Source organism: Pseudomonas sp. NPDC089752, assembly GCF_044748725.1.
Classification (GTDB): domain Bacteria; phylum Pseudomonadota; class Gammaproteobacteria; order Pseudomonadales; family Pseudomonadaceae; genus Aquipseudomonas.
The window spans coordinates 1-20,460 of record NZ_JBIVGP010000027.1 but is presented as its reverse complement, the minus strand read 5'-3'; the positions used below and the strand labels follow the sequence as shown (position 1 = coordinate 20,460).

At 62.7% G+C, this 20,460-nt stretch carries 20 protein-coding genes and 1 pseudogene; 10 read left to right on the top strand and 11 right to left on the bottom strand.

Annotated features, from left to right (window positions below; all coding sequences use genetic code 11):
- The first annotated feature begins 163 nt into the window (after nt 1-163).
- The 5 genes from ACIPZF_RS25815 to ACIPZF_RS25795 all read left to right on the top strand — a co-directional run bounded on the left by ACIPZF_RS25815 (nt 164) and on the right by ACIPZF_RS25795 (nt 5,528).
- Nucleotides 164-1,384 carry an MFS transporter gene (locus ACIPZF_RS25815; RefSeq protein WP_400804823.1) on the top strand — a complete coding sequence of 407 codons (1,221 nt, stop codon included), beginning with the start codon at nt 164-166 and terminating at the stop codon, nt 1,382-1,384.
- A gap of 267 nt (nt 1,385-1,651) precedes the next feature.
- Complete coding sequence (locus ACIPZF_RS25810; protein WP_400804820.1) at nt 1,652-2,947, top strand: NCS2 family permease; 1,296 nt, start codon at nt 1,652-1,654, stop codon at nt 2,945-2,947.
- Nucleotides 2,944-4,029, top strand: coding sequence for a tRNA (uridine(54)-C5)-methyltransferase TrmA (gene trmA, locus ACIPZF_RS25805; protein WP_400804817.1), 1,086 nt, complete (start codon nt 2,944-2,946; stop codon nt 4,027-4,029). The genes ACIPZF_RS25810 and trmA overlap by 4 nt, the downstream gene beginning before the upstream one ends.
- A gap of 58 nt (nt 4,030-4,087) precedes the next feature.
- Entirely contained in the window at nt 4,088-4,987 is a 900-nt protein-coding gene (locus ACIPZF_RS25800; protein ID WP_400804815.1) for a LysR family transcriptional regulator, read from the top strand.
- A 109-nt stretch (nt 4,988-5,096) separates the two neighbouring features.
- Nucleotides 5,097-5,528: a cupin domain-containing protein gene (locus ACIPZF_RS25795; RefSeq protein ID WP_400804812.1), complete on the top strand. Its 432-nt coding sequence runs from the start codon at nt 5,097-5,099 to the stop codon at nt 5,526-5,528.
- Nucleotides 5,529-5,561: 33 nt separating this feature from the next.
- On the opposite strand, the gene pcaG is transcribed toward ACIPZF_RS25795, so the two are convergent.
- Together pcaG and pcaH are read right to left on the bottom strand one after the other, a co-directional pair.
- Complete coding sequence (gene pcaG, locus ACIPZF_RS25790; RefSeq protein WP_400804809.1) at nt 5,562-6,167, bottom strand: protocatechuate 3,4-dioxygenase subunit alpha; 606 nt, start codon at nt 6,165-6,167, stop codon at nt 5,562-5,564.
- Between the two features lie 10 nt (nt 6,168-6,177).
- Nucleotides 6,178-6,897: a protocatechuate 3,4-dioxygenase subunit beta gene (gene pcaH / locus ACIPZF_RS25785; protein ID WP_400804806.1), complete on the bottom strand. Its 720-nt coding sequence runs from the start codon at nt 6,895-6,897 to the stop codon at nt 6,178-6,180.
- A gap of 221 nt (nt 6,898-7,118) precedes the next feature.
- Between pcaH and ACIPZF_RS25780 the strand changes: the two genes are divergently transcribed.
- Together ACIPZF_RS25780 and ACIPZF_RS25775 are read left to right on the top strand one after the other, a co-directional pair.
- Nucleotides 7,119-8,006, top strand: a complete 888-nt coding sequence (locus ACIPZF_RS25780) for a neutral zinc metallopeptidase (protein ID WP_400804804.1) — start codon at nt 7,119-7,121, stop codon at nt 8,004-8,006.
- A gap of 194 nt (nt 8,007-8,200) precedes the next feature.
- The gene (locus ACIPZF_RS25775) at nt 8,201-10,120 is read left to right on the top strand and encodes a methyl-accepting chemotaxis protein (RefSeq protein ID WP_400804802.1); all 1,920 of its coding nucleotides are present in this window, start codon (nt 8,201-8,203) and stop codon (nt 10,118-10,120) included.
- Nucleotides 10,121-10,226: 106 nt separating this feature from the next.
- Here the strand turns inward: ACIPZF_RS25775 and ggt are convergent, their stop codons facing one another.
- The 3 genes from ggt to ACIPZF_RS25760 form a co-directional block, all read right to left on the bottom strand.
- Complete coding sequence (gene ggt / locus ACIPZF_RS25770; protein WP_400804800.1) at nt 10,227-11,894, bottom strand: gamma-glutamyltransferase; 1,668 nt, start codon at nt 11,892-11,894, stop codon at nt 10,227-10,229.
- A 117-nt stretch (nt 11,895-12,011) separates the two neighbouring features.
- Nucleotides 12,012-12,908, bottom strand: a complete 897-nt coding sequence (locus ACIPZF_RS25765; protein ID WP_400804797.1) for a LysR family transcriptional regulator — start codon at nt 12,906-12,908, stop codon at nt 12,012-12,014.
- Between the two features lie 170 nt (nt 12,909-13,078).
- Nucleotides 13,079-13,669: an NAD(P)H-dependent oxidoreductase gene (locus ACIPZF_RS25760; protein ID WP_400804794.1), complete on the bottom strand. Its 591-nt coding sequence runs from the start codon at nt 13,667-13,669 to the stop codon at nt 13,079-13,081.
- A gap of 165 nt (nt 13,670-13,834) precedes the next feature.
- Here ACIPZF_RS25760 and ACIPZF_RS25755 point away from each other — a divergent pair, with 165 nt between their 5' ends.
- Nucleotides 13,835-14,149 carry a putative quinol monooxygenase gene (locus tag ACIPZF_RS25755; protein ID WP_400804792.1) on the top strand — a complete coding sequence of 105 codons (315 nt, stop codon included), beginning with the start codon at nt 13,835-13,837 and terminating at the stop codon, nt 14,147-14,149.
- On the opposite strand, the gene ACIPZF_RS25750 is transcribed toward ACIPZF_RS25755, so the two are convergent.
- The 4 genes and pseudogenes from ACIPZF_RS25750 to ACIPZF_RS25735 form a co-directional block, all read right to left on the bottom strand.
- Nucleotides 14,139-14,903 (bottom strand): sulfite exporter TauE/SafE family protein, encoded by a 765-nt coding sequence (locus tag ACIPZF_RS25750; RefSeq protein WP_400804789.1) that lies wholly within the window; start codon nt 14,901-14,903, stop codon nt 14,139-14,141. The two genes, ACIPZF_RS25755 and ACIPZF_RS25750, sit on opposite strands and share 11 nt — an antisense overlap.
- Before the next feature lie 145 nt (nt 14,904-15,048).
- Complete coding sequence (locus ACIPZF_RS25745) at nt 15,049-15,309, bottom strand: DUF3077 domain-containing protein (protein WP_400804788.1); 261 nt, start codon at nt 15,307-15,309, stop codon at nt 15,049-15,051.
- Nucleotides 15,310-15,326: 17 nt separating this feature from the next.
- A complete protein-coding gene (locus ACIPZF_RS25740) occupies nt 15,327-15,545 on the bottom strand; it encodes a hypothetical protein (protein ID WP_400804785.1) in 219 nt (72 codons plus the stop codon).
- 322 nt (nt 15,546-15,867) lie between these two features.
- Nucleotides 15,868-16,146 (bottom strand): annotated as a pseudogene (locus tag ACIPZF_RS25735) (type II toxin-antitoxin system HicB family antitoxin); the annotation flags it as partial.
- A gap of 246 nt (nt 16,147-16,392) precedes the next feature.
- On the opposite strand from ACIPZF_RS25735, the gene ACIPZF_RS25730 reads away from it, so the two are divergent.
- Nucleotides 16,393-16,737: a cupin domain-containing protein gene (locus ACIPZF_RS25730; protein WP_003258412.1), complete on the top strand. Its 345-nt coding sequence runs from the start codon at nt 16,393-16,395 to the stop codon at nt 16,735-16,737.
- Between the two features lie 104 nt (nt 16,738-16,841).
- Here the strand turns inward: ACIPZF_RS25730 and mmsB are convergent, their stop codons facing one another.
- Nucleotides 16,842-17,729 (bottom strand): 3-hydroxyisobutyrate dehydrogenase, encoded by an 888-nt coding sequence (gene mmsB, locus ACIPZF_RS25725; RefSeq protein WP_400804782.1) that lies wholly within the window; start codon nt 17,727-17,729, stop codon nt 16,842-16,844.
- Between the two features lie 10 nt (nt 17,730-17,739).
- Entirely contained in the window at nt 17,740-19,266 is a 1,527-nt protein-coding gene (locus ACIPZF_RS25720) for a CoA-acylating methylmalonate-semialdehyde dehydrogenase (protein ID WP_400804779.1), read from the bottom strand.
- A 132-nt stretch (nt 19,267-19,398) separates the two neighbouring features.
- On the opposite strand from ACIPZF_RS25720, the gene ACIPZF_RS25715 reads away from it, so the two are divergent.
- Nucleotides 19,399-20,349, top strand: coding sequence for a LysR family transcriptional regulator (locus ACIPZF_RS25715; protein ID WP_400804777.1), 951 nt, complete (start codon nt 19,399-19,401; stop codon nt 20,347-20,349).
- Nucleotides 20,350-20,460 lie beyond the last annotated feature (111 nt).

Sequence of the window (20,460 nt, the reverse complement as noted above, 5' to 3'; positions counted from 1 at the left end):
TCGAATGGCCCGACGGGCCGTGTGGTTGATTGCCGCGTGACCTGTTGCCCCACCCTCTTTTCGCACGCGTGAAAAAGTGCCGATCACGGCAAACAGTAACTGTTTGTTACAAACAGATGATACGCTGCCGACCCGTCTACTGCGCCGAGGCCACAGGCTCACGATGTCCGATTCAGCACCGCAGTTGTTGCGCCATCACCGCCCTTTCGTGGCCTTCTGGCTGGCCCGTGTGTTCACCGCCAGCGGCTTCCAGATGCTCACCGTGGCCATTGGCTGGCACCTCTACCAACTCACCGGCAACGTGCTCGACCTGGGCCTGGTCGGCCTGGTCGAATTCGCCCCACGAGTGCTGTTCATGCTGCACACCGGGCATGTCGCCGACCGCTATGACCGGCGCAAGGTCGCTGCCCTGTGCCAGACCCTGCAGGGGCTGATCGCCCTGGCGCTGGCCCTGGGTAGCGCCACCGACAACGTCAGCCGCGAGCTGATCTTCGTGTTGGCCTTCCTGCTGGGCGCCACCCGCTCGTTCGAAATGCCCGCCACCCAGGCGCTGCTGCCCAATGTGGTGCCACCCGGGCTGTTTCCACGCGCCGTGGCGGCGTCTGCATCGGCGACCCAGGCCGCGACCATCGTCGCCCCGGCCGTGGGCGGTTTCCTCTATGCCTTTGGCAGCATCTGGGTGTATGGCCCGACCGTGGTGCTGTACGCCATTGCCTGTCTGTTGATGCTGAGCCTGGATTCGCGCCAACAAGTGCCCCAGCGCGGCCGCGCCAGCCTGGAGTCGCTGCTGGCCGGGATCCGCTTCATCCGCAGCCGGCCTGACATTCTCGGGGCCATTTCGCTCGACCTGTTCGCCGTGCTGCTGGGCGGCGCCACCGCGTTGCTGCCGGTGTTCGCCAAGGACATCCTGCTCACCGGCCCCTGGGGCCTGGGCCTGCTGCGTTCGGCACCGGCGGTGGGGGCGTTGCTGATGTCGCTGTGGCTGGCGCGCTTCCCGGTGGAACGCAAGGTCGGCCGCACCATGTTCACGGCGGTCGGCGTGTTCGGCGTGGCGACCATCGCCTTCGGCCTGTCGACCTCGTTCTGGTTCTCGCTGGCGGTGCTGGTGGTGCTGGGTGCGGCGGACATGATCAGCATGGTGATCCGCGGCGCCTTCGTGCAGCTGGAGACGCCGGATGAGATGCGTGGCCGGGTCAGTGCGGTGAATGGCCTGTTCATCGGTGCCTCGAATCAGCTCGGCGAGTTCGAATCGGGTGTGACTGCGCACTGGTTTGGTACGGTGCCGGCGGTGGTGCTCGGCGGTGTCGGCACCCTGGTGGTGACCGGGGTGTGGATAAAGTTGTTCCCGACCTTGGCCAAACGGGATCGGTTGCACGATGACTGATGAGGTGACTGTACCGGCCCTGTTCGCGGGGCAAGCCCGCTCCCACAGGGTTCAGAGTAGATTCTGTGGGAGCGGGCTTGCCCCGCGAAGAGGCCAGAACTGACATACCCAATTCCCTTACCCAACGGCCATAGGCCCCCGCCAGTCATGCTGGTATGATGCGCGGCTTTTTTCCTCCCCACACAAAACCACGGCATCCGGTACGGTCTGTGCTTTGCTGATGGGGTCGATACAATCACGGCGCCGGGGGCGCCTTGGGGAGCGGGCATGCTGGAAAGGCTGTTTCAACTAAGAGCACACAACACCAACGTGCGCACCGAGATTCTGGCGGGCGTCACCACCTTCCTGGCCATGGCCTACATCCTGTTCGTCAACCCGAGCATCCTCGGCGAGACCGGCATGGACAAGGGTGCGATCTTCGTCGCCACCTGCCTGGCCGCGGCCATCGGCTCGACCACCATGGGCCTGATCGCCAACTACCCGATCGCCCTGGCGCCGGGCATGGGCCTGAACGCGTTCTTCACCTACACCGTGGTCCTGCACATGGGCCACACCTGGCAAGTCGCGCTGGGCGCGGTGTTCCTGTCGGCGGTGATGTTCTTCCTGCTGTCGATCTTCCGCATCCGCGAATGGATCGTGAACAGCATCCCGCTGCCGCTGCGCTCGGCCATTGCGGCGGGTATCGGCTTGTTCCTGGCGCTGATCGCCCTGCATAACGCGGGGATCGTCGTCGATAACCCGGCTACCCTGGTGGGCCTGGGCGACCTCAAGCAACCTGCGCCAATCCTCGCCACCCTGGGCTTCTTCCTGATCGTCGGCCTTGAGTCGTTGAAGGTGCGCGGTGCGGTGCTGATCGGCATCCTGGCGGTCACCGTGGCCGCGATCGCGATGGGCGTGACGCCGTTTGGCGGCATCGTTTCCATGCCGCCTTCGCTGGCGCCGACCTTCCTTCAGCTGGACATCGCCGGTGCCCTCGACGTGGGCCTGGTCAGCGTGATCTTCGCCTTCCTGTTCGTCGACCTGTTCGACAACTCGGGCACCCTGATCGGCGTGGCCAAGCGTGCCGGGCTGATGGGCAAGGACGGCCACATGCCGAAAATGGGCCGCGCCCTGATCGCCGACAGCACCGCGGCCATGGCCGGCTCCCTGCTGGGCACCTCGACCACCACCAGCTACATCGAATCGGCAGCGGGCGTCAGCGCCGGTGGCCGTACTGGCCTGACCGCCATCGTGGTGGCCGTGCTGTTCCTGCTGGCGCTGTTCTTCGCCCCGCTGGCCGGTAGCGTGCCCGCCTTCGCCACCGCCCCGGCGCTGCTGTTCGTCGCCGTGCTGATGGCCTCGGGCCTGGCGGAAATAAACTGGGACGACGTCACCGAAGCCGCACCGGTGGTAGTGACCGCCCTTGCCATGCCGCTGACCTACTCGATCGCCAACGGCATCGCCTTCGGCTTCATCGCCTGGACTGCCGTCAAGCTGATCTCCGGCCGCCACCGCGACCTGAACCCGGCCCTGGTGATCCTTTCCATCCTGTTCGTCATCAAGCTGGGCTGGTTCAACGCATGAGTGCTGTCTTCGACCCTAGCGCCTACGACGCGCAACTGCAGGGCAAAGTCGCCCGCCTGCGCGAGCTGCTGGCGCCTTTCGGTGCGCCGGAGCCTGCCGTGTTCGACTCGCCGCGCGAGCATTACCGCCTGCGCGCCGAATTCCGCCTGTGGCGCGAGGACGGCCAGCGCCACTATGCGATGTTCGCCCCCGGCGAGAAGCACAAGGCCATCCTGATCGATGATTTCCCGATTGCCAGCCAGCGCATCAATGACCTGATGCCGCGTCTGAAAGCCGCCTGGCAGGCCAGCGAGGACCTGAGCAATCGCCTGTTCCAGGTGGAGTTCCTCACCACCCTGGCCGGCGACGCGATGATCACCCTGTGCTACCACCGGCCGCTGGACGAGGCTTGGGAAGTGGCCGCGCGGCAACTGGCTGAAGAACTCGGTGTGAGCCTGATCGGCCGCTCCAAGGGCAAACGCCTGGTCATCGGCCGCGATTACGCGGTAGAGAAACTCGACGTCGCTGGCCGGGTGTTCAGCTATCGCCAGCCCGAGGGCGCCTTCACCCAGCCCAACGGCGCGGTGAACCAGAAGATGCTGAGCTGGGCATTCGAGGCCATCGACGATCGCGAAGACGACCTGCTGGAGCTGTACTGCGGCAACGGCAACTTCACCCTGCCGCTGGCCACCCGCGTGCGCCAGGTGCTGGCCACCGAGATCAGCAAGACCTCGGTCAACGCCGCGCTGAGCAACCTCGACGAAAACGCTGTGGATAACGTGCGCCTGGTGCGCCTGTCCGCCGAAGAGCTGACCCAGGCCCTGAATGACGTGCGCCCGTTCCGTCGTCTGGAGGGCATCGACCTCAAGAGCTACGACTTCGGCACCGTGTTCGTCGACCCGCCGCGTGCGGGCATGGACCCGGACACCTGCGAGCTGACCCGGCGCTTCGAGCGAATCCTGTACATCTCGTGCAACCCCGAGACGCTGGCGCAGAACATCGCTCAGCTGCAAGATACCCACCGTATCGAACGCTGCGCGCTGTTCGACCAGTTCCCGTATACCCATCACATGGAAAGCGGGGTGCTGCTGGTTCGGCGCTGATCCGCGTTGCACCGGGGCCGCAATGGCCCCGGCGCACGCAGCCAGGAGAGTTGTGCCGATGGACCAGTTCAGTGCCATGCAAACCTTCCGCCGGGTCGTCGACCTCGGCAGTTTCAGCGCCGCCGCCAACCAGGCAGGCGTCTCGCACACGGTCCTGTCACGCCAGGTCAAGCACCTCGAACGCCACCTCGGCACGCAGTTGCTCACCCGCACCACCCGCCGCCTGCACCTCACCGAAGCCGGTGCGCTGTTCTATCGCCATTGCGTGCAGATCCTCGAACAGATGCAGGCGATGACCCTGGAATTGTCCGAGCATCAGCAACAACCCACTGGCACCTTGCGTCTGGGCGTGTCCACAGCTTTCGGAGAGCTGGAAATGGGGCGCTGGCTGCCGGATTTCGTCGAGCGCCATCCCTTGTTGCAAATCGAGCTGCATTGCAGTGACCGTTTTGTCGACCTGCTGGAAGAACAAATCGATGTTTGCCTGCGGGTCATCGATCATCTGCCTGATTCCAGCCTGGTGGCGCGTCGTTTGACGGCCAGCGAAGTCGTGCTGGTTGCCGCACCGCGCTACCTGGAACGGCACGGAACACCCACCTCGCCCGAAGAGTTGGTCAACCACCCATTGCTTGGCTACAGCCAGTTGCTGCACCCGCAACGTTTGCAGCTTGCGCGCGATACCGGTGAGCGATGTGAAGTGCTGATGCCACGACGCTTGAGCGCCAACTCGCCGATGGCCCTGCGCGCCGCTGCCATCGGTGCACTGGGCATCGCCAGCTTCGACCGTTTCATCGTTCATGATGCCCTGGAGGATGGGCGACTGGTGCCGGTGCTGGGAACTTGGATGCTACCTGGGCGCAGTCTGTATGCGGTTTATCCACAAAGCCGCTATCTCGCGCCCAAGGTCAGAGCATTGCTCGATTACGTGCAGGCGTATTACTCACAAGCGAGATGGTGATGCTTATTTGTGTATAAAAAGCACAGGTCATTGCTACCTTTTCGCGTATTTGTGCACGGTTCATCCAGATAACCTTTGTTGCGTCGCCACTCAACAAAGGAGCTTCATCATGAAAGCAGTACAGGCAATCATCGCCACCATGGCGCTCGGCTTGACCCTCGGCTGCAGCGCAGCGGGGAAGACCATTTCGGTGCCCGATCATACGGCCTTGAAATGGCAGGACGTACCCAATACCAACGCCGCCGTCAGCTATGCCAACGTCGAAGGCGATATCTTCGGCAAGGGGCCCTACTCGGCGTATGTGAAGTTCACGAAAGGCACCGACAACGGCCTCCACCAGCACAGCCAGACGCTGCCAACGGTGGTGTTGAGCGGTACGTTCTATGCTGTGATCGACGGCAAGCGCATCGAGTACCCGGCGGGGGCCTACTACAAGCTGCCCGCTGACCTGGTGCATGAAAGCGGCTGCACGGCCGCAGCAGATTGCCTGCTGTTCCAGTATCAGAGCGATGCATTCGACCTGAAACCGGTGAAAGGCTGAGATGTTGGGGCCGCAAAGCGGCCCCTTCTTCATTCAGAAGTCGAAGAACACTGTTTCCCCTTCCCCCTGAATACGGATATCGAACCGATATGCCGTCTTCCCAGCCACTTCGCAACGCTTGGCAATCAATGTCTCACGGCGTTGCGGCTGCTCGATCAGGTTGAGCACAGGGCACTTGGCGTTGGCCTCGGCCTCATCATCGAAATACAGCCGCGTGTGCAGGTGGATGTTGATGCCACGGGCAAACAGGCTGATGTTGATGTGCGGCGCCATCGGTACGCCTGCAGCGTTGTTCACCACACCGGGTTTGACCGTCTGCGCGGTCCACTCGCCGGCATCGAAGGTGGTGGCGGTGCGGCCGAAGCTGTTGAAGGCGTTTTCCAGGTTGTAGGCATCCTGGTACTGGCCGGCGGCATCGGCCTGCCACAGCTCCAGGAACGAATCGCGGACCAGGTGGCCATTGCCGTCATACACGTGGCCGATCAGCAGAATGTGCTCACCCGGCGCCTCTGGCTTGGCCAGGCAGTTCCAGATTTCCTGGTCGCGGGTCGGGTTGCCGGCCGCTTCCAGGGCCAGGCCGATATGCACGTAGGGGCCGGCGGTCTGCGAGGGGGTTTCCGGCAGCAGTTCGATTGGCATGGCGGGGTCCTCAGCAGTTTTCGAAGTGGGTCTTGCGCTGGCCGCGCAGCACGATGTCAAAGCGGTATGCCAGGCAGTCCATCGGGTTGCCGTTGCTCATGTCGAGCTTGGCGATCAACTGCTGCACCGCGTCGGGGTTGGCGATCGACTTGACGATCGGGCACATCGGGATCAGCGGGTCGCCTTCGAAGTACAGCTGGGTGATCAGCTTGGTGGCGATCGACGGGCCGCTGACGCCTACGTGGATGTGCGCCGGGCGCCAGTCGTTGGGGCCGTTGCGCCACGGGTACGGGCCGGGCTTGATGGTGCGGAAGCTGTAATAGCCATCGCGGTCGGTCAGGCAGCGGCCGACACCGCCGAAGTTCGGGTCCAGCGGCGCCAGGTAGCGGTCGTTCTTGTGGCGGTAGCGGCCGCCAGCGTTGGCTTGCCAGATCTCTACCAGGGTGCTGGGCACCGGCTTGCCGTACTGGTCGACGACACGGCCGGCGACGATGATGCGCTCGCCGATCGGCAGGCCACCGTTGTTGAAGTTCAGCAGCAGGTCATGGTCGTGGGCGCCGAAGCCCAGGTGGGTGAAGTCCGGGCCAGTGGTTTCGCTGATGGATTGCGGGATGCTGACCAATGCCTGGCGCGGCGAACGGGCAATCGAGGTCTTGTAGTCGGGGGTCAGGGCTTTGGGGTGCCAGTTGCGATCACGGATCACGAAGCGGCTGTTGTCCTGGGCGGGCATGCCGTTTTCCTCTCTTGGAATTATGAAAACCTCTTGGGGCTTCTTTGAAGCCCATCGCGGGACAAGCCCGCTCCCACAGGGGACTTGCAGTTTCAGATAAGTCGCGAGGGATGAATATTGAATTCAGTGGTCAGTTGATTAACCAAATGGTTATGCATTAGTCCGTTTGGCAGAGGTGAACTAATCTTTGACTTCATGTTTCAAGCTCGGGAGTGCATCTGATGGAATGGCGAAAAGGCCGGCGCAGCGACAACGTGGTCGATGCCCGTGGCGAAGGTGGCGGCGGCGGTGGCATGCGCTTTGGTGGCGGCAAGGGGCTGGGGCTTGGCGCGATCCTGCTGATCGTCGGCATCGGCTGGCTGACCGGCCAGGACCCGCTGCAGATTCTCGGCCAGCTCACCGGGCAGATGGAACAGCAGCAGCAGGCTCCCAGCGGCGTGGACAACAAGGCGCCGGCAGCCAACGACGAACAGGCGCAGTTCGTCGCCTCGATCCTCGGCGATACCGAAGACACCTGGAAAGCCCTGTTCTCCCAGGCAGGCAAACAATATCGCGACCCCAAGCTGGTGCTGTTCAGTGGCCAGGTGAATTCCGCGTGCGGATTCGCTTCGGCTGCGGTGGGCCCGTTCTACTGCCCGGCGGACCAGCGCGTGTACCTGGACATGTCGTTCTTCCGCGAGATGGAAACCCGCTTCGCCGCTGCCGGCGACTTCGCCCAGGCCTATGTGATCGCCCACGAGATCGGCCACCATGTGCAGACTTTGCTCGGGGTATCGGCCAAGGTCGATGCCGCGCGCCGAGCTGGCCAACGCATGGAGGGCGACAATGGCCTGCTGGTACGCCAGGAATTGCAGGCCGACTGCCTGGCCGGTGTCTGGGCCTACCAGGCGCAGCAACGCCTGAACTGGCTGGAGCCAGGAGATGTCGAGGAAGCGCTGAATGCCGCCAACGCCATCGGTGATGACCGCTTGCAACAGAAGGGTCAGGGACGCGTGGTCCCGGATTCGTTTACCCATGGCACTTCGGCGCAGCGGGTGCGTTGGTTCAAGGCCGGGTTTGCCGAGGGGGATGTGAACAGCTGCGATACCTTCAGTGCGCGCAGCCTTTGAGCGTTCGCGGCGGTCCGACGACTCGGCAAGCGAAATCGCCAGGATTTTCATAGTGTTACAAATCAGCTGTAAAAGCGTTTCAGCTTCGCTGTCTCGTGCCGATAACTCCTGCACGATTCAGCGGGCATCCAGAACAACAACGCCTTGCGATCGAAAAATGATCAAGTGAGCGAAATTAATTCTGGAGATCGTGCATGAACAGCTGGTTTGCCAACATCAGCGTCAACCTCAAACTCGGCCTGGGCTTCGGCCTGGTGCTGGTCCTTACCGGCCTGCTGGCGCTGACCGGCTGGACCAGCCTGGGCAGCCTGATCGACCGCAGCAACTGGATGGGCGACATCGGCCAGCTCAACAAGGACCTGACCGACCTGCGCATCGCGCGCCTGCAGTACATGATCGCCAATGGCGACGATACCGCCGCCGCCAACACCCAGGCCAAGCTGGACGCATTCAGCAAGCAGCAGGAACACCTGGTCAGCACCTTCAAGAGCCCGGAAAACGTCAAGCTGCTGAAAGAACTGGGCCAGACCATCAGCGAGTACGAAGTCTCGTTGAACAAAATGCGCGCTGGCTACAAGAACTCCCTGGCCGCCCGTGAGGCGATGAACGTCTCGGCGGCCAAGGCCGACGAGGCCATGGAACGCCTCAGCCAGGACGTCATGGCCCGCCCTGAGGCCGACAGCGTGCGCCTGGCTCAGTACCAGCTGATCAGCAAAGTGCGCCAGCAACTGCTGCAAGTGCGTATCGATGTGCGCGGCTACATCGCCGAAAACAGCGCGGCCAATGAGCAGGCGGCCCTGCGCCAGCTGGAATCGGCCCTGGTGGAAATCGACAACCTCAAGCGCCAGCTGCCATCCGATGCCACCCGCGTGCAGCAGTTCGAGCAGTCGGTACAGGGCTACCGCGAGGCGGTGCGCCAGTTCCGCGATGCGGTCGCGCAGATCACCAGTTCCCGTGCAGAAATGACCGTGCAGGGCGCCGACATCGTCAAGCGCAGCGACGCGCTGTACAAGATCCAGATCGACCGTCGTGACGCCGAAAGCGCCCAGGCCCGCAGCCTGCAGACCATCGCCACGCTGCTGGCGTTGCTCGCCGGTGTTCTGGCAGCCGTCATCATCACCCGCCAGATCACCCGCCCCCTGCGCGAGACCCTGCAGGCCGTGGAGCGCATCGCCGGTGGCGACCTGACCCACGACATGCGCGTCACCCGCCGCGACGAGATCGGTGTGCTGCAGCAAGGCATCGCGCGCATGGGCACCACCCTGCGCGAGCTGATCAGCGGGATCCGCGACGGCGTCACGCAGATTGCCAGCGCCGCCGAAGAGCTGTCGGCCGTCACCGAGCAGACCAGCGCCGGTGCCAACAGCCAGAAGGTTGAAACCGACCAGGTCGCCACCGCCATGCACGAAATGGCCGCGACCGTTCAGGAAGTCGCGCGCAATGCCGAGCAGGCTTCGCACGCGGCCACCGGCGCCGACGGCGAGGCCCGTGCGGGCGACCGCGTGGTGGGCGAAGCGATCAGCCAGATCGAACGCTTGGCCGAGGAAGTGCACCGCTCCACCGAGGCCATGAACCTGCTGCAGCAGGAAAGCCAGAAGATCGGCAGCGTGATGGACGTGATCAAGTCGGTGGCCGAACAGACCAACCTGCTGGCACTCAATGCCGCGATCGAAGCCGCCCGCGCTGGCGAGGCTGGCCGTGGTTTTGCCGTGGTTGCCGACGAAGTACGCGGCCTGGCCCAGCGTACGCAGAAATCCACCGAAGAGATCGAAGAACTGGTGGCCGGCCTGCAGCATGGTACTCAGCAGGTCGCCAATGCCATGCAGGGCAGCCGCACCCTGACCGACAGCAGTGTGGAGCTGGCGCGCAAGGCCGGGGTGTCGCTGGAGAACATCACCAGTACGGTGTCGAGCATCCAATCGATGAACCAGCAGATTGCTGCGGCGGCCGAGCAGCAGAGTGCGGTGGCTGAGGAGATCAGCCGCAGCATCCTGAATGTGCGCGATGTGTCGGAGCAGACGGCGGCGGCCAGCGATGAAACCGCTGCGTCGAGCGTGGAGCTGGCGCGCCTGGGTGGGCACCTGCAGATGCTGGTCAGCCAGTTCCGCGTCTGACCTTTAGATAGCCTTCGCGGGGCAAGCCCGCTCCCACAAGATGACCTGCGCTGTCCCTGTGGGAGCGGGCTTGCCCCGCGAAGAGGGCAGTCCTGCCTGAACAGAACTATTTGACGATCATCCCCACCCCACGCCCCCGCGGGTCCGAAGCCGTCTCAAGCTTCGCCCCGTTCACCCGGATCGCCTGGATATCTCCCATCTCCCAGCCCTGATCCTCCAGCACATAACCCATTTTCTTCAGCTCATCCGCCACCGGCCCGGTCAGCGGCGCGTAGCTGTCGAAGTAGATGGTGTCTTTAGGCAACAACTGGTGGTGCACACGCTGCGCCGCCACCGCTTTCTCCAGCGGCATGCCGTAGTCATACAGGTTGTTCATCACCTGGAAGATCGAGGTGAAGATCCGCGAACCACCGGGCGTACCGATCACCAGTTCGACCTTGCCGTCGCGGGTCATCAGGCTCGGGCTCATGGACGACAGCATGCGCTTGCCGGGGGCAATGGCGTTGGCATCACCGCCGACCACCCCAAAGGCGTTGGCGGCGCCCGGCTTGGCGCTGAAGTCATCCATCTCGTCGTTGAGCAGGAAGCCCGCGCCCTTCACCACCACGCCACTGCCGTAATCGAGGTTGAGGGTGTAGGTGTTGCTGACCGCATTGCCCTGTTTGTCGACGATCGAGAAGTGCGTGGTCTGGTGCGGCTCCAGCCCCGGCTTGACGTCTTCGGTCACCGAGATGGCCTTGGGGTCGACCTGTGCGGCGCGTTTGGCCAGGTAATCCTTGGCGACCAGCTTGTCGACCGGCACCTGGGTAAAGGCCGGGTCGCCCAGGTAGTCGGCGCGGTCGGCGAACACGCGTTTCTCGATCTCGGCCAGCAGGTGAATGTACTGCGCCGAGTTGTGCGCCACGCCCTTGAAGTCGGCAGCGCGGTCTTCCTTGATGCCCAGCAACTGGGCCAGGGCGACGCCGCCGGAGCTTGGCGGTGGCGCGGTGTACACCACGTTGCCGCGCCAACTCAGGGCCATCGGCTCGCGCCACACGGCTTTGTAATCCTTGAGGTCTTGCTTGGTGATCAGGCCTTTGTCAGCCTGCATTTGCGCGACCAGCAGGTCGGCGGTCTTGCCCTGGTAGAACTCGCTCACGCCCTTGTCGGCGATGCGTTCGAGGGTCTGGGCCATTTCCGGTTGCTTGAACAGCTCGCCGACTTTCATGTTGCCGAAATAGTCGTTGAAATTGGTCGCGGTCTTGAACAGGCCCTGGGCATCGTTGCGGTATTGGTACTGCTTTTCGGCAATCTTGAAGCCGTTTTTCGCATAGCCGATGGCCGGGGTCAGCAGTTCGCTCCAGGGCAATTTGCCGAACTTCTGATGCGCTTCCCACAGGCCCATGACCGTGCCAGGCACGCCGGCCGCACGAACGCCGACCAGGCTCAGGTTCTCGATGACCTCGCCCTTGTCGTCCAGGTACATGTTGCGGGTCGCCGCCTTGGGCGCCACTTCGCGGTAGTCGAGGAAGTAGGGTTTGCCGTCGACGAACAGGGTCATGAAACCACCGCCGCCGATGTTGCCGGCCTCTGGGTAGGTCACCGCCAGGGTGAAGGCCGTGGCCACGGCCGCATCCACCGCGTTGCCGCCCTTTTTCAAAATAGCGGCTGCCACCTGTGCGCCATATTGATCGGGCGCGGCCACCGCGCCGCCCTCCAGGGTTGCCGCATAGGCTGAGGAACAGCTCAAGATCGCGGCGCCGAGGGCCATGGACTGGAACAGGACAATACGCATGACACTTCCTTGGTGTTGTTTTTGTTGATCAGTCAGTAAGGCCGAAGCCAGTCGACTCTGCAATCAAGCGTAGGAAGTTTCGCCGCCTTTGGGCAGGATTTGTCGCGTTCAGGCAACTCAGCAGGCGTACACCGCCAGCTTCTGCTGAATGAAGTCGAGGAAGCACTGGATACGCAGGGCCAGTTGCGTGTTGCGGTAGTACACGGCGTGGATCGGCTGGCGGTAGCCGTTGTTGGCGTCACCCAGCAGCACCTGCAGGCGGCCGGTGCGGATGTCTTCATGGGTCATGAAGTGCGACAGGCTGACGATGCCCTCCCCGGCCAGGGCCAGTTGTCGCAAGGTTTCACCGCTGGAGGCGATCAGCGCTGGGCGGATGGGCCAGCGATCGCCCTGGGCGTGGCGCAGCGGCCACTGGTTGAGGGATTCGGGCTGGCTGAAGCCGAGCAGACAGTGCTGATTCAAGTCTTCGACGTGCTGTGGTGTGCCGTGTTTTTCCAGATAGGCTGGACTGGCGAGGATCTGCACCGGGCTGCAGCCCAGCGAACGGGCGTGCAGGCTGGAGTCGGCCAGCTCACCGATGCGGATGGCCACGTCGGTGCTCTGCTCCAACAGGTCGATGATCAGGTCGTCGGTGTTGAGTTCCAGCTCGATGCCGGGGTATTCGCGGCGAAACTCGCCGATCCAGGGCAGGATGGCATGCAGCATGAACGGTGCGGCGGCATTGATGCGCAGGCGGCCTGCGGCGCTCTGGCGGTGCATCGACAGGCGCTCTTCCATCTCGTCCATCTGTTCAAGCACCCGCCGCGAGCGTTCGAGGAAGAAGCGCCCTTCCTCGGTCAGGTCCATGCGCCGCGTGGTGCGGTTGACCAGGGTAGTGCCGAGCTTCGTCTCAAGGCGTGCCAGGGTGCGGCTTACTGCCGACGGGGTCTGGCCCATCTGCTCGGCGGCGGCGGAGATCGAGCCGCAGTCGATCACGGCGACGAATACCTGGAGTTCTTCGGATCGTGTCTTCACGGCGGCGCCTGTGTTGGGAGCTTTGCGGGTACTAGATAGCTGCTTGTGGCCTTTGAGTCTAGCGGTGGTTGTGCCGGCCTCTTCGCGGGGCAAGCCCGCTCCCACAGGTTTTGCAGCCGCCCAGAACCTGTGGGAGCGGGCTTGCCCCGCGAAGAGGCCGGGACTGACAGCTACTTTGCCTGGCCGAACACTTCGTCCAGATGCGCCTCATAAGCAGCCAACGCGGCCGGCACATCCGGGCGCTTCATCACATCCACGGCGAGGAAGGTCGGCAGCCCAGTCATGCCGAGGAACTGATTGGCCTTGTGGAACGGGAAATACACCGCATCCACCCCCTTGCCCTCGAAGAAATCGCTCGGGTCGTCGAAGGCCTGCTGCGGCGCGTTCCAGGTCAGCGACAGCATGTATTGCTTGCCGTGCACAAGGCCACCACTGCCGTATTTTTGCGAGGCATCCGAACGCGTGCGACCGTCGTTGGCGTAGAGGCTGCCGTGGCCGGCGGTGAACACCTCGTCGATGTACTTCTTCACGGTCCACGGCGCGCCCATCCACCAACCCGGCATCTGGTAGATGATCACATCGGCCCAGAGGAATTTCTCGACTTCGGCCTGCACGTCATAACCGCCGTCGATATAGGTCTGCTGCACATCGAAGCCGGCGCGGTCGAGATGGGCCAAGGCGGCGTCGTGCAGAGTCTGGTTGAGGCGGCCGTCGGAGTGAGCGAACTGTTTGCCGCCGTTGAGCAGGAGAATCTTTTTCATGCTGGGCCTCATGGGGTCGAGTCAAATTGAATGACCGGCAGATTAGAGGCTCGCTTGGGCGGGAAACAGCAGGTGGCGGTCAAAATACAATTGACTTCAAGTCACGAATGCAAAGAGCATTATTGCCTTAGAATCGTTTCATCATTCATCACCGAGTAGCGATCCATGAGCGAACAGCACGCTTTCATCCTCAAGGCCAAGACCCGTCCGGAAATGGCCGACGCCTTCGAAACCCTGTTCCGCGCCTATGTCGAACCGAGCCGTCAGGAACCTGGCTGCATCGAGTACCACATGCTGCGCGACAAGGCCGATCCGAGCCTGTTCGTGTTCTTTGAGGTCTGGGCGAGCAAGGCTGCGCTGGACGAACACTCGGCACTGCCGCACATGGTCGAGTTCTTTGAAAAGCGCATGGATTACCTGGAGCGCGATTTTGATATCCAGGCCATCGAGATGCTCAGCGCTTCTTCTGCTAACCGTTGACCAGCAGATGGCCGCCAAGCACGGCCAGTCCAATGAAGAAGCAACGCTTGAACAGTGCCGCGCTGATGCGCTGACGCAACCACTGGCCCGCCAGCATGCCCAGCAGCGCTGGCGCCAGCATAAGCAATGAAGCGCCCAGTGCCTGGCCGCCCAGGGCATCCTGCCCGGCCAGGCCGAGGGCAAGCGCCACGGTCGAGACCGTAAATGACAGGCCCAGCGCCTGGATCATCTCGTCACGGCTCAGGTTCAAGCTTTGCAGATAGGGCACTGCGGGCATCACGAACACACCCGTGGCGGCGGTCACCACGCCAGTCACCAGCCCGCACAACGGCCCGAGCCACCCTTCCTTTTTCGGCTCGAGGCGCAATCCAGGCCCGATCAGGCCATACACGGCATATACCAGCAACGCTGCGCCCAGCGCGTGCACCGCCCATGGGCCGCTGTTGATCCCCAGCCAGGCACTGCCGAGCAAGGTGCCGATGAAGATCGCTGCGAGCATTGGCCCAAGTCGCCGCAACAGCGCCAGCAAATGGCCGCCAGTCGCCAGCTGCCAGAGGTTGGTGAGCGTCGACGGGACGATCAGCAAGGCGGCGGCCTGCGCCGGAGGCATGGCCAGCCCGAGCAGGCCCATGGCGATGGTCGGCAGGCCGAGGCCGATCACGCCTTTCACCGCGCCCGCCAGCACGAAGGTGGTGACCACCAGCAGCGAGAGTGCCGGGCCGATGTTTTGGTAGAACGCGAGTAAGGTTTCCATGGCCGCTATCATGATGGGGGGGAAGGGTTTCGCTGCCGCGCGTGAGCATGATGCTGCCAGGAAAAGCCTCTTCGCGAAACCCGTGGAGCGGGCTTGCCGAGACGTCGGACCGCCCGCGAAGAGACCCGCACAGGCACCAGTCCTCTCAGGCCTGTAACCCCTGTGCCGCATCATCCATCAAGGCTTTTGCCATCCCACTCAGGTAATGCGCCGCCCACATCAAATTGCCGCCGCCCTGCTCTGCCAAAGCCGACTCCAGTGTCAGGTGACGCACACAATCCTGAATGATCGAGGCCTGCTCCAGCGCCACATTCACTGGAATACCAGGCAACACGCGCATCAGTTCAGGGATCGATTCGCTAACACGCATTGTGGCCACGCCGGGTGTCATGAATTCCTTTTCCATGGTTTTCTGCTCGCTGTTCAGTGACGTGTCTGCACCCGGGCCAAAGTCTGCTCGACGAGGCCACGGGCTGCTTCGATTTCATGCAGCACTGCCAAGCCCATCGCCTGCATGGGCTGTTGAGCATTCAGGAACACCAGTTGCTGGGTGATGGTGTGGGCGCACACGAGGTATTCGGAAATGATGGCGAGAGAGTCTTCGAGAGAATTGAGGGGTGGATCGGGGACGATTTTCAGCATGGCTTGCTCCTGACGGGAATGAAGCTGCCTATCAACGCTGCTAAACGAATGGAGGCAGCTGTACGCGGGTTAGCAGACCGGCAAGTCAGGCACCCGGCGCACCCGAAGGTGCCCCGCGCACAACCACCATGAAGGTGAATGCTTGAGCCTGATAGGGACTGGGCTGCTAAACCCGGCCGTTGAATTTGCAACGACCCGCCGAGACTAGAGCGCGACTCATACCCATCGCAATGACTTAAGCACTGCGAGAGTATCTTTGGGAAATGGACTACAAGGAAGATGGAAAATCTGATGATTTCTTGTGGGATCTGGGATTTTGGGGCCGCTTCGCGTCACCCAAGTACGGAGTTACATCGAAATCCACGACAGCCCACATCCCTCCTTCGTAATCCTCGTTTGCCATGTGGACGTGAATTTCCTGCGCTCGCGGTAACCTCTCGTTATCAGCGATCAAACCTTCGAAATGTATGGCCATTGCTTCCTGAAGATTACCCAAAGCTTGCGCAACACTCGCTCCAGCGGAAAAACAGCCAGGCAGGTCAGGAACAGTCACCCCATAATTCGAACCATCATCTGTGTGTAACACCACCAGAAATTCCATTGCTTGGACTCGTTGATCGACCAATGCGAACTAAACCCCGCATCCAACGCGACGCCTATCGGGCAGTTCACTCCAAAAGCCGGTGAAGCGGGTGACTCAAAGCGTAGGAAATTTCATTCAGCCTCAGGCTGCTGGCTAAGGCGCACATAGCGCAGTCAGGCACCTGGACGTCGAGCCCAGGCAACTGCGGCTTGACCAATCCCCCTATGGTGTCGAGTCATTCAGCCAGTCACCAGGAGTTGTGCCATGTCCGATTTCATCACCGTCCTGCGCGAAACCTGCCCGACGCCGGTCGTGGACGCCACCAAGTGGAAGCGCATTGGCGGCGATCCGCACACCGTGAACCTCAACGCCTACCTGTCGGCCGACGGCAGCAAGATCATGGGGACCTGGATCTGCACCCCGGGCAAGTTCGAGGTGAATTATGAGAAGTGGGAGTTCTGCCACTTCCTCGATGGCTACTGCATCATCACCCCGGAAGGTGAGGAGCCGAAGCACCTGAAGGCAGGGGATGTGTTCGTGATCGAACCGGGGATGAAAGGGACCTGGGAAGTGGTCGAGACTGTGCGCAAGTATTTCGTTTTCGCCTGATCTGTGGGAGCGGGCTTGCCCCGCGAACACCGGCATAGCCGGTGCCAAGCACCGAGGCGCCTATTTCGCGGGACAAGCCCGCTCCCACAAGTCCCACTCGCTCGTCAATCCTTCTTGCGGTACCCCTCGACAATCGCCGAGAAATCTTTGCCACCCTCGCCACGCAGGCTCATGGCCTGATACAGCTGCTGGGCCACAGCGCCAAGTATCACCGGCTGATGCGCCTGGCGAGCCGCTTCAGTGGCCAGCCCCAGGTCCTTGAGCATCAACTCTGCACCAAAGCCACCGGTGTAACCCCGTGATGCCGGCGCGGTCTCGATGATGCCCGGCCAGGGGTTGTAGGTGTCGGAACTCCAGCAACGCCCGGTGGAGCTGTTGATGATGCCGGCCAACACCTTGGTGTCGATGCCCAGTGCATTGCCCAGCGCCATCGCTTCGGATACGCCGATCATCGAGATGCCCAGCAGCAGGTTGTTGCAGATCTTGGCAATCTGCCCGGTGCCGACCTCGCCGCAGTGCACGATGTTGCGGCCCATCTGCTCCAGTACCGGCTTGAGCGTGGCGAACAACTCAGGGCTGGCACCGACCATGAACGTCAGGGTGCCGGCCGCCGCGCCACCGGTGCCGCCGGACACCGGCGCATCGCCCATGTCGACGCCCTTGGCCGCAGCGGCCTTGGACACCTCGCGGGCGGTCTGCGGGTCGATGGTGCTGCAGTCCACGGTCGGTGTGCCGGGGCGCACGCCCGCCAGCACGCCGTCTTCGTTCAAATACACGCTGCGTACATGGGCAGCAGCCGGCAGCATGGTGATCACCAGCTCGCTGTTGGCCGCTGCTTCCTTGGGCGAGGCGCTGACCTGCCCGCCCAGTTCGGCGAGCTCGGCCAGCACGGTCTTGTTCAGGTCGAACAGGTCCAGCTGATGCCCGGCCTTGATCAGGTTGCGGGCCATGGGCGCGCCCATGTTGCCCAGGCCGATGAATGCGATACGCATGGCGAGCTCCTTAGCGCAGGCTGATGGTGGTGTTCACACCGTCATTGACGCTGTCGTCATCGAACCAGCGAGCGGTGACGGTCTTGGTCTGAGTGTAGAACTGCACCACCTGCTTGCCGTACGGGCCGAGGTCGCCAAGCTTGGAGCCACGCGAACCGGTAAAGCTGAAGAATGGCACCGGCACCGGAATCGGGATGTTGATGCCGACCTGGCCGATGTCGATTTCGCTCTGGAACTTGCGCGCCGCCGCGCCGCTCTGGGTGAACAGGCCGGTGCCGTTGCCGAACGGGTTGGCATTGACCAGGGCGATGGCCTCGTCGAGGGTGTCGACTTCCAGGGTTACCAGCACCGGGCCGAAAATTTCCTGGGTGTATACCTGCATGTCGGTCTTCACCCCGGAGAACAGGGTCGGGCCGACGAAGTTGCCCTGCTCGTAGCCCGGCACTTTCACGTCGCGGCCATCCAGCTCCAGCTTGGCGCCTTCCTTGATACCGCTCTCGATCAGCCCCAACACGCGCTCCTTGGCACGCTTGGAAACCACCGGGCCGACATCGGTGCCCGGCTCGCTGCCGGCATTCACCTTCAACTTGCTCGCCGCTTCCTTGATATCCGGCAGCCACTCGCGCGCCTTGCCCACCAGCACCGCCACCGAAGTGGCCATGCAGCGCTGGCCGGCAGCACCGAATGCGGCACCGACCAGGGCGTTGATGGTCTGCGTGCGGTTGGCATCGGGCAGCACCACGGCGTGGTTCTTCGCGCCCATCATCGACTGCACGCGCTTGCCGTGCTGGCTGCCCAGGTTGTACACGTGGGTGCCGACTTCGGTGGAGCCGACGAAGGAAATCGCCTTGATGTCCTTGTGCGTGCAAATGGCGTCCACCACCTGCTTGCCGCCGTGCACCACGTTGAGCACGCCGGCCGGCACGCCGGCTTCCAGCGCCAGCTCGACCAGCATCATGGTCGACAGCGGGTCTTGCTCGGACGGCTTGAGCACGAAGGTGTTGCCGCAGACGATGGCCATCGGGAACATCCACAGCGGGATCATCGCCGGGAAGTTGAACGGGGTGATGCCGGCGCACACGCCGATCGGCTGGCGCAGGGTGTAGGTGTCGACGCCACCGGCGACGTTTTCGGCAAACTCGCCCATCTGCAGGGTGCCGATGGAGGCGGCATGCTCGACCACCTCCAGGCCACGGAAGATGTCACCTTCGGCATCGGCAATGGTCTTGCCCTGCTCGGCGCTGAGGGTCACGGCGATGCGTTTGCTGTGTTCGCGGATCAGCGCCTGCAGCTTGAGCATGATGCGCATGCGGGCGCCGATCGGGGTGTCGCGCCAGGTCTTGAAGGCGCGCTCGGCGGCGGCCACGGCGGCATCCACTTCTTCAACGGTGGCGAACGGCACCCGCGCCAGCACCGCTTGGGTGGCCGGGTTGACGATGTCGCGCCATTCGGTGGTTTTCGATTCGACCCACTGGCCGTCGATCAGCAGCTTGACCTGCTCGACCTTGGTCTGGCCGGGGGATTGGGGTGCGTTCATCTGCGTTCTCCTTGGAATTATTGTCAGGACGAGATCGCCAGCGCCGTGCAAACGCGAGGTGGCGTCAGGGGGCTTTTTTCGAGTATAGATGTGCAAACATCCAACAAGAACGCACAAAAAAACCGGATCAACATGCAAAAAGACCTGACCTCCCTCAGTGCGCTGAACTGGGACGATTTGAAGTTCTTCCTCGAAGTGGCGCGCACCCGCAAGGCCAGCAGCGCGGCCAAACGCCTGAGCGTCGACTACACCACGGTGTCGCGGCGCATCACCTCGCTGGAAGGCGCGCTGGGCACCTTGCTGTTCGAAAAATCACGCACCAATGGTTTTGTGCTGACCGCCGAAGGCCAGCGTTTGCTGGGTTATGCGGAGTCGATCGAGAGCACGCTGCACATGGCCTGCGAGCAGGTGTCCGGGTCTGGCGTGGCATTGTCGGGGCATGTGCGCATGGGCTGCACCGAAGGCTTCGGCAGCTTCTTCGTCACCCCACAGTTGAGCCATTTCGTCGATGCCTACCCGGCGATCTCGGTGGACATCCTGCCGTTGCCGCACTTCATCAGCCTGTCCAAGCGCGAGGCGGATATCGTCATCGCTCTGGAGCGACCGGAGCATGGGCCTTACGTGTGCTGCAAGCTGTGCGACTACCGCCTGCGGCTGTATGCGACCCAGGATTACCTGGACAGCCATGCGCCAATTCAGCAGGTCAGCGACCTGGTGGGCCATCCGTTTATCAGCTATGTGGATGACCTGGCGTTCAGCTCCGAGCTGCTGTACCTGGCCAATTTGATACCCAATGCCAGTGCGCACCTGCGCAGCACCAGTGTGATCGCACAGTACACCGCGGCGTTGCAGGGGCGTGGGTTGGCGATCTTGCCGTGTTTTCTGGCGGCACAGGATGCGCGGTTGGTGACGGTGTTGCCTGAGCAGATCGAGGTGACGCGGCAGTTCTGGATGTATTGCCGGGAGGATTTGCGCAAGTTGAAGCGGATTACCCTGCTCTGGGATTACATCCGTGGGGTGACTGAGGCGAATGCCCCGTTGTTGATGGGTGAAAGCCGTGACATCCAGTTCGCGAAAGCGTAAGGCCAGCACATCCCTGGTGGGAGCAACTGTCTTCCACAAAACTTAAAAAGCTGCGCGGATTGAGCTGTGGGAGCGGCTTCAGCCGCGAACACGGGCGTAGCCCGTGCCATA